We start from the raw sequence: 16087 nt of genomic DNA, 5'->3' as shown, positions 1-16087 counted from the left end.
ACCCACGAAAATGACAATGACCAACGAACAGGCCGAATGGTTTGCCGGTACCTTCGAGAAACTGGTGGCCAATATCGGTCAGGCCATCCTGGGCAAACCCGAGGTGATCAAATTGATCCTCACGGCCATGCTCTCCGAAGGCCATGTGCTGCTCGAGGACGCCCCGGGCACCGGCAAGACGATGCTGGCCAGGTCGTTGGCCGCCACCGTGCAGGGCTCCAATTCGCGGATCCAGTTCACCCCCGACCTGCTGCCCTCGGATGTCACCGGCATCACGATCTACGACCAGAAGAGCCAGCTCTTCGAGTTCCACCAGGGGCCGATCTTCGCCAACATCGTGCTGGCCGACGAGATCAACCGTGCCTCGCCGAAGACCCAGTCGGCACTGCTGGAGGTCATGGAGGAGGCCCGCGTGAGCATCGACGGGACCACCTACACCCAGGAGCGGCCCTTCATGGTGATCGCGACCCAGAACCCGATCGAGCAGGCCGGGACCTACCGGTTGCCCGAAGCACAACTGGACCGCTTCCTGATCAAGACCTCCATCGGCTACCCGGACCGCGCCTCCACGGTGGACCTGCTCTCCGGCTCCTCCACCCGGGACAGGTCGCTGGCCCTGAAACCGCTGATCACCACCAGCGCCATCGCCGACATGGCCGATCTGGCAACCAGCACGCATGTCGACGAGTCCGTGTTGAACTACATTGCCGAACTCACCGAGCAGACCCGTGAGGCCGAGGAGACCCGGTTGGGTGTCTCGGTCCGTGGCGCCCTGGCCATGGTCCGTGCCGCCAAGGTCTGGGCCGCCTCGGAGGGACGGAACTACGTGCTGCCCGACGACGTGAAGGAACTCGCCCCCTACGTGTGGACGCACCGGTTCGTGATGGACCCCGAAGCAGAGTTCGCCGGGGCCACCCCGGAGTCCGTCCTGGCCCGCATCCTGTCCGTGACCGCGGCACCGCAGCAGCGCGCCGACGCCGATTCCCGCGCCTAGCCCGGTCCGGAAGGCAGATACCCCAGCATGAGCACCCCGACTCAGGACTCCGGCCGCCGGTCCGCCCGGACCCGGTCCTCCCGGTTCCCCGGCGCCGCCGGATGGTTCCGGCGCCGGCGTGGGCCCGGCAGCCCGCGCCGGGCCCGGCCCACGGCAGCAAGGCGTTCCCGCCTGCATCCGGCGTCCCTGTCGGCCCAGATCGGCCAGCTCATCAAACTCGAGGTCCAGCCGCTCTGGCAGCGGCTGAGCGGGTGGGTCCGGCCGAAGATCGAACCGGCCACCGAGGTGGTCAGCCCGCTGGGGTGGCTGCTGGCCGCCGTCGTGCTGGTCCTGGCGTTGCTGGGAGGGATGTTCGGTTGGCAGGAAGCCAGGATCGCCGCCCTCATGGGGGCCCTGCTCCTGCTGCTGGCCATCGCCTTCATCCTGGGCCGTTCGGTCTTCCGGGTCAGCCTGGACCTGAACCGGACCCGGGTGGCCGTGGGGGACCGGGCCGTGGGCGGGCTGGAAGTGCAGAACGCCTCGGGCAAGACCCTGCTTCCGGTGTCCATGGAACTGCCGGTCGGGACCTCCACCGCATTCTTCAGGATCCCGCGGCTGGCGTCCGAGGCCGCCCACGAGGAACTGTTCACCATCCCCACCCACCGCCGGGCCGTCATCGCCGTCGGCCCGGTGCGGTCCATCCGGCAGGATCCGTTCGGGCTACTGCGCCGTCAAGTGAAGTGGACCGAGGAACAGGACCTGTTCGTCCACCCGGCCACCACGGCCCTGGGCGGGACCAGCTCCGGGTTCATCAAGGACCTGGAAGGGGAACCGACCCGGGTGCTGTCCTCCTCGGACGTCTCCTTCCATGCCCTGCGCGACTATGTCCCGGGGGATGACCGGCGCCATATCCACTGGAAGACCACCGCGCGCACCGGCGAGCTGATGATCCGCCAATTCGAGGAGACCCGGCGCTCCCATCTGGCCATCGCCCTGTCCACGAACACCGCGGAGTACGCGGCCCCGGACGACTTCGAACTCGCGGTCTCGGCGGCCGCCTCGATCGGGCTCCAGGCGGTCCGCGAGCAGCGGAACCTCTCGGTGGTGACCCAGACCGGACCGTTGCGGACCGAGACCGGACGGAACCTGCTCGACGACTGCACCCGGGTGGAGGCCAGGCCCCGGCGCAGCGATCTGATCGACCTCTCACGCACCACCAATGATGCGGTCCCCAACGCCTCGGTCTTCTTCCTGGTCACCGGCACCGTGGCGACCCCGGGGCAACTGCGCCAGGCCAGCACCCATGTTCCCGTGGGCGTCCGGGCCTTCGCGGTGCGCTGCGGCACCGGACAGGAACCGGCCCGGGCAACCATCGGGGACCTGACGGTGATCACCGTCGGTCAACTCAGCGAGCTGCCACTGATCCTGCACCAGGTGGCCTCATGAGCGCCCCCGCCTCCTGGCGCGCCCACCTGCCCTCCGCCCACCGCGCCATCGACGCCGTGGTCCTGCTCGTCTGCCTGGGGCTGGGCGTGCTGGGCTTGCATGCCGCGTTCGGCGGCGATGTCCACTACCTGCTGGCCGGGATCGGTGGCGTGGTGCTCGGGTTGGTCCTGGCGCACGTCATCGTCCGCTACCGCTGGGGGTTCCTGTCTGCGGCGGGCGTCGGCATCGCGGTATACCTGATCGCCGGAACGCCCTTGGCGACCCCCACCGAAGCCACGTCCGGGTTCCTGCCCAATTTCGAATCACTGCGCACCCTGCTGGCCGGCGTCGTCCTGTCCTGGAAGGACGTGCTCACCGTCGCCCCGCCGGTGGGCCTGCGGGCGGGCATGCTGGTGGTCCCGTTCCTCAGCGCCTACGTCACCGCCCTGCTCGCCGGATTGCTGGCCTGGAGGTTCCGTTCACCGTTCTGGGCCACGATCCCGGTCGCCGTGATGTTCATCGTGGGCATCATCTTCGGGACCCGGGACGTGCCGTTGCCGTTGCTGCGCGGGCTGGTCCTGGTCATGGCGCTGGTCTGCTGGTTGGCCTGGCGCCGGCAGGTGGATCGTGCCGCGGGGCTGGACCAGCCGGCAGGGCACGACGGCGGCTCCGGCTCCACCATCCGGCCGGGTCTGCGTCGGATCGGCTCCGGGGCCGTGGTCCTGATGGTCGCCGGTGGGCTGACGGCCATCGCCTCCCCGGCGTTGGACGGCGGGCCATCCCGACAGGTACTGCGCGACGCCGTCGTCCCCCCGGTGGACCTGTATGACTACCCGAGCCCGTTGATGAGCTTCCGCAACTATGCCAAGGACAATGCCGACGAACCGCTGCTTTCGGTGACCGGGCTGCCCGAGGGCCAACGGGTCAGGTTGGCGGCGCTGGACAGCTACGACGGCATGGTGTTCGACGTCGATCCGCGCTCGGGCGGGAACTTCACCCCCGTCGGGGACGTCGGGCAGGTCAATTCCTCCGCCGCCGAGGACCCGTTGCGGTCCCGCGGGTCACTGGACATCACCATCGAGGGATACCACGGGGTCTGGCTGCCTGCCGGCGGCAAGCTCCTGGGCCTGGACGTGGCCGGGGAACGCTCCGAGGAACTGGCCCGTTCGCTGTTCTACAACGACGACGCCGAAACCGCGCTGTCGACCACCGGTCTGCGCACCGGGGATTCCTATACGGCGGCGGTGGAGTACCCGGTGCAGATCGATAGGAAGAAGCTGCAGGACTACGGACTCTCCGACGTGACGATGCCCAAGCTGGCCAATGTCCCGCAGGTCGTTTCGGGCAAGGCCGCGGAGATGGCCGGGGACGAAAAGACCGGGGTGGAACGTGCCGCGGCGATGGAGGGGATCCTGCATGAGACGGGATACTTCTCCAACGGCAAGGAAAACGAGGTACCCAGCCTCTCGGGCCACGGGGCGGCGCGGATCGCCTCCTTGCTCGATGCCGACTCGATGATCGGCGACGACGAACAATACGCGGCGGCCATGGCCCTGATGGCCCGGGACCAGGGCATGCCGGCCCGGGTGGTGATGGGGTTCTACCCGGAGAAGTACGATCCGGCGGGCACCGTGCAGATCAAGGGCGAGGACGTCCACGCCTGGGTGGAGATCGAGTTCGAGAATGTCGGGTGGGTGGCGTTCACCCCCACCCCGGACAAGGACAAGGAACCGACCCCGCCGCAGCAGGAACCCCAATCGGTTCCGCAACCCCAGGTGCTCCAGCCGCCCCCACCGCCGCAGGACAAGGCGAAGCTTCCCCCCGAGACGGCTCCCGATCCGCAGGACGCGGACGATTCCAACGAGGAGTTCTGGGCCTTCTGGGGTCCGATCCTCACGGTCACGTTGAGCATCGTGATCCCCCTGTTCATCCTGATGCTTCCGTTGCTGGTGGTGGCCTTCCTGAAGCTGCGCCGGCGCAAACGCCGGTTCGGAACCGGTGGGCCGGGAAACCGGTTGAGCGGTGGCTGGAACGAGGTCATTTCCCTGGCCACGGACCTGGGGGCCCGCCCCGAGTCCTCGGGCACCCGCCGGGAGAACGCCAGGGCGTTGGGCCGAGGCTTCCCCGGCACGACGGAGACCACCACCGAATTGGCCCACCGGGCCGATGCCGCGGTCTTCGGATCCGCGGTGCCCACCGAGGCCCAGATCGTCGATTACTGGAACCTGGTCGATGAGCAACTTGCCGGCATGAGTTCCTCGGTAGGATTCTGGGGGCGCATGAGAGGCAAGTACTCCCCGCGATCACTGGTCCTCGATGCCACGGCCCGCATCAACGCCCGCCGGGCCCAACGCGGGTCAGGGCAGCAAGATATCCGTACAGTAGAAACCCCCGAGGAAAAGGAGTAGCCGGTGGCCCAGAACCTGAACCTGGCCAACGCCGTGGCCGCGAAACGACTGGTTGCCGGTCTGCTGGACATCGTTCCGGTGCTCCTGGCGATGATGATCTACTTCAGCGCCACCTCCTCCACGTTCAGTGGGGCCGGCTACCTCAGCACCGGCGAGCTCCTCGCCGAGACGGCCACCGTCTCGATGGTCCTGACCGTCTTCGTCCTGGCCTACGCGGTGGTCCTCTGGGGCTGGGAAGCGGGCACGGGCAAGACCCCTGGCAACCTGGCACTGGGCCTGCGCACCGCCGACGAGGACGGTTTCGCCCCCGGCTGGGGCAAGGTCTTCATTCGCCGTGCCCTGGTGTGGATCTCCGGGATCGTCCCCGTGGTGGGCCCGATCATCATGCTGCTCTCCAACCTCTGGGATCCGAACCACCAGCGCCAGGGCTGGCACGACAAGGCCGCCCACACCCTGGTGGTCGACGTGAACCAGGGGCGCAACCCGTTGCTGACCGGTGGCCTCTTCGGCCCCTCGGCCTTCGCCCCCGGAGGAGTCACCGCCCCCGGCCAGCCCGGACATCCCGACTACGGTTCCGGCCAGGCGGAGTGGCCGGCCCTGGCCCAGGAGACGGCCGGTGGCCCGATCACCGGGGTCCCCGGAATGAACCCGCAGCCATCGGGGGCGGCTTCCGCCGCCGCGGCCGGTCCGCCCGGGCCCCGCGCCCCGATGCCGGCCCCCGCTGCTGCCCCACCGGCAGCCGTTCCGGCAGCACCGCCCGCCGCCGCCCCGCCGGCCCCCGAACCAGTGGCCCCGGCCGCGGGTGGGGAACCCGTCGGTGTGGATGAGGACGAGGCCGAGTACACCCAACTGCGGTCGGCGGCCGTGGCCCAGGCGGTCCACGGGGCCCGCCTGCGCTTCGACGACGGCCAGATCATGGTGCTGGAATCCACGGCACTGATCGGCCGCAACCCCGCAGCCCAGGACGGGGAGGACGTCGCCGAACTGTTCAACTACGCGGATATGGGCCGTTCGGTCTCCAAAACGCATTTGCATCTGGCCGCCGATAGTTCGGGGCTCTGGGTGACGGACCGCAACTCGACCAACGGCTCGGGCATCACCGGGACGGACGGAATCCGGAAGCCCCTGGCTGCCGGCCAGTCCCAGCATGCCGAGTATGGTGAAACCGTGTACTTCGGCGACCGTTATTTCGTAGTGAGCCCCGCATGAGCGGGGCGGTTCCCCGACCCTCCGACGGCCAGGTGGCCTTGGAGGTCGGGTTGGCCAGTGATCGTGGACTGCGTCGTCCGCTCAACGAGGACTCCGTGCTGGCCGAACGGCACCTTTTCGCGGTGGCCGACGGCATGGGCGGGCACGAGGCGGGAGAGGTGGCCAGTAGCATCTGCGTGGCCACCTTCGCGCAAGGGCAGGAGGCTGCAGGTGACTGGCTGACGCCGGAGGATCTGCAGCAGTTCATGGTCTCGGCCGATCTGGCGATCCGTGAGGCGGCAGCATCGCGTGCCGGCACCACGGTGACCGGGGCCGCCCTGGTCCGCCAGGGGGAAGCGGTGTATTGGTTGGTCTTCAACGTCGGGGACTCGCGGACTTATCTGCTCTCCGGCGACCAGTTCCGCCAGGTGACCGTGGACCACTCCGAGGTCCAGGAAATGGTTGACCGGGGGGAGATCACCGCCCAGGAGGCACTGACTCATCCCCGCCGCAACGTCATCACCCGGGCGTTGGGTACCGGGGAGGACAGCGAAGCCGATTTCTGGATGCTCCCGGCCCGGCCCGGGGACCGGCTCCTGATCTGTTCGGACGGGCTCACGAACGAAGTCGGTGACGGGGCGATCCGCGATGTGCTGCTGGCCCGGACGCCGGCCCAGATCGCCGTCGATGACCTGTTGCAGGCAGCGCTGCGCTCCGGCGGCCGGGACAACATCTCCTTGGTCATCGTCGATGTGGAACTCGAACACGACGACGACGAGTTCACCGATACCGCACCGCGGGACGCGATCGAAAGCGACCACACCCAACCGCGCCCGGAGGATGAGGGGCAATGAGCATGCGGATCACCTACATCCCCGGCCCCTGGTGGGCGCTGGTGCGGGGTGGCCATCTGGTACTGCTGCCCGAAGACACCGACCCGGAACACCTCGACCACCTCTGGCAGGCACTCGAGGGCACGCCCGGGGTGGAATCCCTGCTGTCGGCGGTGCTCTCGGCCCGGGGGTTGGCCCTGACGGGGATGGCCCCGTTCGGGATCATCAGCCTGGAAAACGATGTGCATACGATCCTGCGCGGCCCGGTCTCGATGGCTGCCGAAGGCCGTGAACTGAGCACCCATGTCAATGGTCTCGGCGTCACCACCTGGATGGAACGTCGCATCCCGAACCAGGAGAGCCTCAGCCTGGCCCTCGATGACGTACTGCGCCAGAACGACGGCGACGAACTGCATTGGGTGCCGATCGTGGAGGGAATCGTCCCCTTCGGTCGCCTGCAGGTCGAACTCCCCACCGATGCCCCGGGAAACATCGAGCCGCTCTCGGCCCCGGAACAGGACGAGAGGCCAGGGGAACCAACCGAAACCGGGCCCGCGATCGAGGCCGCTGCCGCCCCCGCGGACGATGACCAGGCCGATCCGGAGACCGCAGCAGCGGTGGAACCCAGTGCCGCTGCGGAAACTGAACCAGCCGCGGAACCCGAAGCCGAGCAGGACCCCGAGGCGGAGGCGGATACGATCGGTGCGTCGGAGCCGGCGGACCCGCAGGAGCGGGGCGCCGACGCTGCGGAGGAGGTCGTCTCGGCCGAGGAGGCCGACGAAACGAACACCGTCCTGTCCCCGGCCGCCCGCGAAGAGGCCTCCGAGGAACCGGTCGCCGAAGCAACCCCGGAGGGACCGGTGACCGCGGAACCGGAATCCGAGGAGCGGGTATCAGATGACACCATCGCCGGTCCCCATTCAGACGAGGACCAACCGGATCCCGAAGCACTCATCGACGCCGTCCCCTGGCTGGCAGCGGCACGGGCCCAAGCCCGCCCCGAAGCCACCGAAACCCAGGAATCCGACGAACCCGAGGCCGGCGCCGATGACCTGCCGACCATCACCTCGGCACCCGGCCGCACGGAAACCCCTGCGCCGCCCGCTGCCGATGAAGAGGCGACCGCGGCACCTTCCTGGGGCGACCACGACGGCAACACGGTGATGCGCGGGGACCTGCCCACCGAGGCGATCCCGGCGACGCCCCGGGGCCCGGCCACGGAACAACCGGCGACCGGACCGCTGGTCCTGGGACGGCTCTGCTCCGCAGGGCATGCGAACCCGCCCACCTCTTCAACCTGCGGAGTCTGCGACGGCCCGTTGGGGGATGACCCCACCGATGTGGCCCGGCCCTCGCTGGGCCGGATGGTCATCTCCGACGGCGATGTCGTCGAGCTGGACCGTCCCGCCGTCGTCGGTCGCCAGCCGACCATCACCCGTTCGGTGAGCGAATCCATGCCGCGGGTCGTGCACGTGAAAAGCCCCAGCGGGGACATCTCCCGGTCCCATCTGGAAGTCCGGCTCGAGGGATGGCACGTCATGCTGGTGGACCTCAAGGCCACCAACGGCACCTTGCTGGTGCGCCAGGGCATGCCCCCGCGCCGACTCGGTCAGGGGGAACAGCTGATGCTGCTCGACGGGGACATCGCCGATTTGGGGGACGGGGTCTCATTGCGCTTCGAGGGCCTGCTGTGAGCGGGAAGCGTCCGCCGGCGCCCCCACCGTCGATCGAGGGCTTCGAATACCTGAACCTTCTGGGATCCGGTGGGTTCTCGGATGTGTACCTCTACCAGCAGGACCGGCCGCGCCGGAAGGTGGCCGTGAAGGTCCTGCTGTCGGACCTGAAGACCGAAAGTGCCCGCAAACGCTTCGAATCCGAAGCCAACCTGATGGCCCAACTGTCGTCACACCCCTACATCGTGACGATCTTCGAAGCCGATATCACCGCCGAAGGCCATTCGTATCTGGCCATGGAGTATTGCTCCCGACCGAGCCTGGACGTCCGCTACCGGCGAGCCCGTCTCGGCGTCGACGAGGTCCTGTCGCTGGCCATCCAGGTCGCTTCGGCCGTGGAGACCGCGCACCGTGCCGGCATCGTCCACCGTGACATCAAACCCGCGAACATCCTGGTCACCGACTACAACCGGCCGGCCCTGACCGATTTCGGTATTTCCGGAACCACCGATGCGCTGGACGATGAAGCCGGATTATCGATTCCCTGGTCACCGCCGGAGGCCTTTGCCGGAGGCTCGCCCAACGGCGTGCGCATGGACGTCTGGTCCCTCGGGGCGACGATCTACACGCTGCTGGCCGGCCGTTCACCCTTCGTGCGGTCGGGGGCCGATAACTCCCAGCGTGAACTCATCTCGCGGATCACCACCGCCCCGTTGGCCTCGCTGAACCGTCCGGATGTGCCCCCGACCCTGGAACAGACGCTGGCCACCAGCATGGCCAAGAGCCCCGGGGCCCGTTTTGAATCCGTCCATGACCTGGCCCTGGCCTTGCAACGGGTGCAGGCCGAACTCGGCCTGTCGGTGACCGCCTTCGAAGTGATGGAGGAGCCGGTTCCCCGGGAAGAGCCCGGAGAGGACGACGGCGGTGAAGCGACCCGGGTCCGGCAGGTGGTCTCCATCGACCCCGATGCCGGGGCCCCGACGCCGGGGCCCTCCTCGCCCATCACGGATCCACCGGCAGTGGATCCGGCGGCCGCCGAGGACGCAACGATCATGCGCGGTCGGCTGCCGGACGGTTCGCTGGCCGGATCGCGGCAACGGCAGGGATCCCACCCCGGGGTGGGGTCCGCGCCCGGTTCCTCTGGCGGGCGGGCCCGGAACCCGCAGGATTCCGTTCCCGGGGAAGGGCCCGACGCCGGCGGGTGGGTTCCCGCGGTCCCGCCGACCCCGGTGGCCGGAGCACGGGTGGAACAACGGTTCCCGACCGGCTTGGTGGCCGGACTCGGAGCCGTTCTGGCGATGGTCATCGCGGGGATCTTCGTGGTGAATGCGTTGAACCGGGGCAGCGAGGACCAGGAGGTCTCCTCGGGGGTGTCCCTGAGCAAGGAACCGGCAGACCCGTTGCTGGGGCAGGAGGGCAAGGTTCCGCAGGTCGGGGACTTCGCGGCGAAGAAGGCCGGTTCGAAGATCACGTTCACGTGGAAGAACCCGGAGGCCAAGAAGGGCGATGTCTTCTATTGGGCGCCGGTGACGGCCACCGAGCAAGGAGAGAACCGGAAGGCCGAGGAACCCACCGCGACCACCGAGGAAGCCCAGGGGGAGCCCACGTGCATCCAAGTGGTGCTGGTGCGATCGACGGGGAAGTCCTCGGACCCCAGCAGATATTGTTCGGACGGCTAGTCTCGTGGGTGGATGATTGCCGAAAGTTGATGGACGACCCAGGGGGAAACGACGTATGGCCGAAGTGAACATCGATTTTTGCGGGGAATGGTTCCCGGTCGCTGATGACCAGGTCTTCACCATTGGGCGCGAAGGCGATCTGGAGGTCGACGACAACCCCTACCTGCACCGGCGCTTCCTCACCGTGGCCTGCTACGACAACATCTGGTGGCTCTCCAACGTCGGTTCCCGCCTTTCGGCGACCATCGCCGACGCCACCGGTGGACTCCAGGCCTGGGTGGCGCCGGGCGCCCGGATCCCCCTGGTGTTCAGCCAGACCAATGTCGTCTTCACCGCCGGACCCACGACCTACGAATTCTCGGTCCACCTCACGACGCCGGCCTTCCGCCAGGAATGGAACGCGGACGACGGCGATGGACAGACCACGATCGGCCCCGTCGTGCTCACCGAGGCCCAGCGGGCGCTGGTGGTTTCCCTGGCGGAACCGATGCTCCGCCGCGACGGCACCGGGTTGAGCTCCATCCCGACCTCGGCCAAGGCAGCGGCCCGGCTGGGGTGGCCGTTGACCAAGTTCAACCGCAAACTCGACAACGTCTGCGACAAGCTGGATAAATCAGGAGTCGCCGGGCTGCGCGGGGGCGCCGGCAAACTGGCAACCAACCGGCGGGCCCGCCTGGTCGAACATGCCGTCACCTCGCATCTGGTGGTCGCCGCGGATCTGCCGTTGTTGGACGCAGCCCCTGCCGCCGACGACTAGTCGTCGTTTTCAAGACGGGGCAGAGACTGGCCCGTGCCTTGCTAGGGTCAACCAGATGACCGGAATGCGATACCCCCGCCCTCTTTCCGCCGGAGACCGAATCGAGGTGACCGTCCCGTCGATGGGCGTCCCGGTCTCCCTGCACCCCCGGCTGGACCATGCGGTATCGGACTTGCGCGCTGCCGGATTCGAAGTACAGGTGGAGGAATCCGTCCGTCAGGAGGGACTGGCTTCAGGCCCGCCATCCGCGCGGCGGGCCGAACTCGCTGCCGCCTTCTCCGGTCCGGCCCGTGCCGTCCTGCCGCCCTGGGGAGGGAAGCTGGCCATCGAAATCGTCGAAGGAACCGATTGGAACACCCTCGCGGAGGACCCCACCTGGTTCGTCGGCTGGTCGGATATCTCCACTCTTCTGTTGCCACTGACGATCACCACCGGTGTCGCAACCATTCACGGTGGCAGCCTCATGGACGAGCCGTGGGAACTGCCGACAGGTTTCCACCGCTGGACCGAGGTGGCAGCACTGCCCGAAGGCGCGTCCTTCACCCAAACAGCTGCCCCGTATCGTCGGTCACGCCCGTGGTCCGACTGGGATGAGGAACCGTTGGGTCGGGCCGAAGCCTATGAGGAACCGACCGCCTGGAGGTCGCTGCATGCCGGGGACGTGGAACTGCGTGGCCGACTCCTGGGAGGGTGTTTGGAGACGGTATCCTTGCTCTCGGGATCCAGCTATGGGGATCTGTCGGGATTCGCCCGCGAGCATGCCCCCGAAGGACTGATCGTCTACCTCGAAGTCGTCGATTCCGACGCCGTGAGCGTGCTTCGTACACTCTGGGCACTGCGTTTGGCTGGATGGTTCGACCACGCCAACGGAGTACTCATCGGTCGCACCACTGCTCCCGATACCCCGGAACTCACGCAGGCCGAAGCGGTGGAGCGGGCCTTGGGGGATCTGGATATTCCTGTGATCCTTGATTTCGATACGGGGCACCAGCCTCCTCAGATGCCGCTGGTCAACGGGGCGCTGGCGGAGGTCGAATTGGTCGGCGGGCACGGGCAGATCACCCAACACCTGCTGCCCTGATTCCCGGGTTAGGACGTACCCTGATGCCATGAGTGCGCAACCAGCACCGTCGGTTGTGGCCAGAGCCCACGCCCTGCGCGGGGGAGTCCTGCTGATCGTGCGGGTGGGGCTGGTCGCCCTGGCCACGACGATCGCCTGGCTGGTCATGGTCGGTGTCGACGGTCCGGCCTCGTTTCCGCCGTCGCCCCTGCTGGCTTCGTTGAGCTTGCTCCCGGTGAACATCGTCTCGCTGTGGCTCGTTGCCCGTTTCCTGCGCTCCGAAGGCCAGGACCTTCGTTCCCTGTTCGTCCCGGCCCGGCGTCCGATGCTGCGCGAAATCGGCTGGGGACTGCTCTGGATCCTCGTCCTCTACCTGCCCTTCGTCGCCGCCATCATGGGCACCATGTGGGCCCTGCACGGCCCCGAGATGTTCACGGCATTCAGAACGGTCTTCTACGACCCGCAGGCCGCAGCCATCACCCAACCCGGCTGGGGGCTGGCCCTGGGGATCATTGCCGTTCTGACCTTCGCCCCGCTCAATGCCCCCGCCGAGGAGGCGGTGTTCCGTGGCTACTCCCAGTCACGCCTGTTGCGTCGGTGGCCCGTCCTTGCCACCGTGCTGGTCTGTTCGGTCGCCTTCGGCGCCCAGCACGCCTTCTTCGCCCCGACGGCGGACGCCATGATCGTCTACGTCGTGGCGTTCACGGTATGGGGGATTGGATCGGCGCTGATCGTGCTCCGACAGAAACGGTTGTTGCCCATCACCATCGCCCACTTCATCGTCAACCTCTTCACGAGCTCGCCCGCCGTCATCTTCCCTGCCCTGCAGCTCGCCGGAGTCGTCCCCGCCTGACCTCGTCGCCACGCCAAGGGCCGGTGGGGCAAGATAGAGGGGTGACGAAAAGCGAGCAGCAGAACACCACGGACCGTTCCACCACCGCCTCCGCCGAGGGGGCGAGCACCGCCGCCGGTGACGAGGTCATCCCCGCGGGGCAACTGCGGGAGGAGTACCAGCAGCTCATCGACGATGTCCGCCGGTACCGGATGGCCTACTACCTTGAGGACGACCCGATCGTCTCCGATGCCGAGTTCGATGTCCTGTTCACCCGCCTCGAGGAAATCGAACAACTGCACCCGGAGATCGTCTCCAACGACTCACCCACCCAGGAAGTCGGCGGCGAGGTCTCCGCGGCCTTCTCCCCGGTGGTCCACCTGACCCAGATGTACTCGCTGGAGGATGTGTTCTCCCTCGAGGAACTCACCGCCTGGCTCGAACGAGCCACCGTCAACGCCGGAACCCGGGCCCCGAACCAGAAGCTGCGCTGGCTCTGTGAGGTCAAGATCGACGGACTGGCGATCAACCTGCTCTACCGTGAGGGCAAGCTGGTGAGGGCCGCCACCCGCGGGGACGGCACCACCGGCGAGGATGTCACCCACAACGTGTTGACCATCGGTGAGATCCCCACCGAACTCTCCGGCAGCAACTGGCCCACGGAGGTCGAAATCCGCGGGGAGATCTTCTTCCCCTCGCAAAAATTCCGTGAATACAACGAGGCCCTGCTCGAAGCCGGCAAACCGGAACTGGCGAACCCGCGCAACGCCGCCGCCGGCTCGCTGCGCCAAAAGGATCCGGCCGAGACCGCCAAACGCCCGCTGGGCATGTTCGTTCACGGATTCGGGGTCCGTGAGGGGCTGGATGCCGCCTCCCAGTCCGAAACCTACGAACTCCTCAAGGGCTGGGGCCTACCGGTGACCCCGTACTCGAAGGTCGTGGACTCGATCGACGAGGTCCTGGCCTATATCGAGACCTACGGGGCCGACCGGCACTCCCTGGTCCACGACATCGACGGGATCGTGGTCAAGGCCGACTCCTTCGCCATCCAGCGGGCGCTGGGATACACCTCCCGGGTACCGCGCTGGTCGGTGGCGTATAAATATCCGCCCGAGGAGGTCCACACCAAGCTGCTGGACATCCGCGTCAACGTCGGGCGCACCGGACGTGTCACCCCGTACGGGGTCATGGAACCGGTGAAGGTCGCCGGATCCACCGTGGAGATGGCCACCCTGCACAACCAGGACGTCGTCAAGGCCAAAGGTGTGCTCATCGGGGACACCATCATCCTGCGCAAGGCCGGGGACGTGATCCCCGAGATCGTGGGTCCGGTCCTGCCGTTGCGGGAGGGACGCGAAGACGAACTGCACGAATTCGTCATGCCCACCGACTGCCCCTCCTGCGGGGAGCCGTTGGCTCCGGCGAAGGAGGGCGATATCGACATCCGCTGCCTCAACGCCGAATCCTGCCCGGCCCAACTGACCGAACGCGTCGCCCACCTGGGCGGTCGCGGGGCCTTCGACGTCGAGGCCCTGGGTGAGGAAGCCGCACTGGCCCTGACCGTGGGCCCGGGCCCCGACCCGGCCGAGCACGGAGGCCTGCCCAAACCCGCAGGACCCGGCCCGATCATCAACGAAGCCCGGATCTTCGACCTGGCCACCGGCCATGGAGACGACACGCTGCGCGAGGCGCTCGCCGAGGTGAAGGTCTGGCGGGAGAGGCGCGAGAAGGGGGTGGGCACCGGTCGGTTCGAGCTCGTCCCGTACTTCTGGAGCAAGGGTACCGAGAAGAAACCCTCGGCTCCTACCGCCAATACGAAGAAGCTGTTCGAGGAACTGGAGAAGGCCAAGACGCAGCCGCTCTGGCGCGTGCTGGTGGCCTTGTCCATCCGCCATGTCGGGCCCACCGCCTCCCGCGCCCTGGCCACCCACTACGGGTCCATGGACGCCATCCGCGAAGCCGTCACCGCCGAGGATGCCGCCGAGAAACTGGCCGACGTCGACGGCATCGGTCCGATCATCGCCGAGGCCCTCATCGAATGGTTCGGCATCGACTGGCATCTGGGGATCGTCGAGGCCTGGGCCGCGGAAAACGTGCGCATGGTCGATGAATCCCACGGTGAAACCGAGCGCACGCTCGAGGGGCTGACCATCGTGGTCACCGGATCGCTGGAGGGCTTCAGCCGCGATGAGGCCAAGGAGGCCATCATCACCCGCGGCGGCAAGGCCTCGGGGTCCGTTTCGAAGAAGACCAGCTACGTCGTCGCCGGGGAAGCGGCGGGCACCAAACTGGAGAAGGCGGTCTCCCTGGGCCTGAGGGTGCTGGACGAGGAGGGCTTCCGCGCCCTGCTCGAGAACGGCCCCGAACCCACCGCCGAGGAGACCGGGACCCCGGAATCCGCGGAATCACAGATCACCACCGATGGAGACCCAGCATGAGCCAGAATCCCGCAGCCACCGCCGACCTGTTGGCCATCGCCCGCCGCGCCGCGGCCGCCGGCGCCGCCGTGCTGGCCGAACGCCACGGAGTCCACATCGCCGCCGACACCAAATCCGCGGCCGGGGACTGGGTCACCGACTACGACCGGCGGGCCGAACAGGCGGTGCGTGCGGTCATCAACGCCGAACGCCCGCATGATGCCATCACCGGGGAGGAATACGGCAGCACCACCCCCGCGGAGCCCAGCGCCTACCGCTGGTCCATCGACCCGCTGGACGGCACGGCCAACTTCGTGCGCGGCATCGTCTACTACGCCACCTCGGTGGCCGTCGCCGGTCCCGCCCCCGACGGCCGGGAAGCCACCGTATGGCTCGCCGGCGTCGTGCAGGCCCCGGCATTGGCCAGCACCTGGTGGGCTTCGCGCGGGGCGGGAGCCTGGCTGGGAGGGACCGAGACCGGGAACGACGCCGGGGCGCGCCGGTTGACCGGCCCCGTCCCCGGGGCCGCCGGGGCCCTGCTCGCCACCGGATTCGGGTACGACGCCACCCGACGCGACTTCCAGCTGCAGGCGGTGGCGACCCTCCTGCCGGGGTTCGCCAACGTGCGGCGCATCGGCTCGGCGGCCGTGGACCTGTGCCTGGTCGCCGATGGGACCCTCGATGCCTATGCCGAATACGGCACCGGAGAACACGATTGGTCCGCCGGGGCCCTGGTCGCCGAGGAAGCCGGGTGCCCGGTGCTGCGCCCGGAGGCCGATCCGGGCTGGCAGGCCGCCGGCTACATCGACTTCGATCTGCTTCCTGCACCTCCGGCCCACTGA

At 68.1% G+C, this 16087-nt stretch carries 12 protein-coding genes; all 12 read left to right on the top strand.

Translation table 11 applies throughout. The features are described from left to right. The first annotated feature begins 10 nt into the window (after positions 1-10). The 12 genes from ACT3S2_RS09955 to ACT3S2_RS09900 are packed head-to-tail and all read left to right on the top strand — an operon-like array spanning position 11 to position 16087. Complete coding sequence (locus tag ACT3S2_RS09955; RefSeq protein ID WP_444561651.1) at positions 11-994, top strand: AAA family ATPase; 984 nt, start codon at positions 11-13, stop codon at positions 992-994. Between the two features lie 27 nt (positions 995-1021). Beyond that, entirely contained in the window at positions 1022-2419 is a 1398-nt protein-coding gene (locus tag ACT3S2_RS09950) for a DUF58 domain-containing protein (RefSeq protein ID WP_444561650.1), read from the top strand. Beyond that, entirely contained in the window at positions 2416-4806 is a 2391-nt protein-coding gene (locus tag ACT3S2_RS09945) for a transglutaminase family protein (RefSeq protein WP_444561649.1), read from the top strand. Before ACT3S2_RS09950 ends, ACT3S2_RS09945 begins: the two co-directional genes overlap by 4 nt. 3 nt (positions 4807-4809) lie before the next feature. Further along, positions 4810-6015, top strand: coding sequence for an RDD family protein (locus ACT3S2_RS09940; protein WP_444561648.1), 1206 nt, complete (start codon positions 4810-4812; stop codon positions 6013-6015). Next, positions 6012-6848, top strand: coding sequence for a PP2C family protein-serine/threonine phosphatase (locus ACT3S2_RS09935; RefSeq protein ID WP_444561647.1), 837 nt, complete (start codon positions 6012-6014; stop codon positions 6846-6848). The genes ACT3S2_RS09940 and ACT3S2_RS09935 overlap by 4 nt, the downstream gene beginning before the upstream one ends. Next, positions 6845-8521 (top strand): FHA domain-containing protein, encoded by a 1677-nt coding sequence (locus ACT3S2_RS09930; RefSeq protein ID WP_444561646.1) that lies wholly within the window; start codon positions 6845-6847, stop codon positions 8519-8521. Before ACT3S2_RS09935 ends, ACT3S2_RS09930 begins: the two co-directional genes overlap by 4 nt. Further along, positions 8518-10179: a protein kinase domain-containing protein gene (locus tag ACT3S2_RS09925; RefSeq protein ID WP_444561645.1), complete on the top strand. Its 1662-nt coding sequence runs from the start codon at positions 8518-8520 to the stop codon at positions 10177-10179. Before ACT3S2_RS09930 ends, ACT3S2_RS09925 begins: the two co-directional genes overlap by 4 nt. A 55-nt stretch (positions 10180-10234) precedes the next feature. Then, entirely contained in the window at positions 10235-10936 is a 702-nt protein-coding gene (locus ACT3S2_RS09920; RefSeq protein WP_444561644.1) for a hypothetical protein, read from the top strand. A 55-nt stretch (positions 10937-10991) separates the two neighbouring features. Then, a complete protein-coding gene (locus tag ACT3S2_RS09915) occupies positions 10992-12017 on the top strand; it encodes a S66 family peptidase (RefSeq protein ID WP_444561643.1) in 1026 nt (341 codons plus the stop codon). 28 nt (positions 12018-12045) lie between these two features. Then, positions 12046-12849: a lysostaphin resistance A-like protein gene (locus ACT3S2_RS09910; RefSeq protein WP_444561642.1), complete on the top strand. Its 804-nt coding sequence runs from the start codon at positions 12046-12048 to the stop codon at positions 12847-12849. A gap of 41 nt (positions 12850-12890) precedes the next feature. Next, positions 12891-15266 (top strand): NAD-dependent DNA ligase LigA, encoded by a 2376-nt coding sequence (gene ligA, locus ACT3S2_RS09905; protein WP_444561641.1) that lies wholly within the window; start codon positions 12891-12893, stop codon positions 15264-15266. Beyond that, entirely contained in the window at positions 15263-16087 is an 825-nt protein-coding gene (locus ACT3S2_RS09900; RefSeq protein WP_444561640.1) for an inositol monophosphatase family protein, read from the top strand. Before ligA ends, ACT3S2_RS09900 begins: the two co-directional genes overlap by 4 nt.

It is taken from the genome of Arthrobacter sp. AOP36-A1-22 (assembly GCF_052377615.1).
GTDB lineage: Bacteria > Actinomycetota > Actinomycetes > Actinomycetales > Micrococcaceae > Arthrobacter_H.
This window is presented reverse-complemented; position numbering and strand designations above follow the sequence as displayed.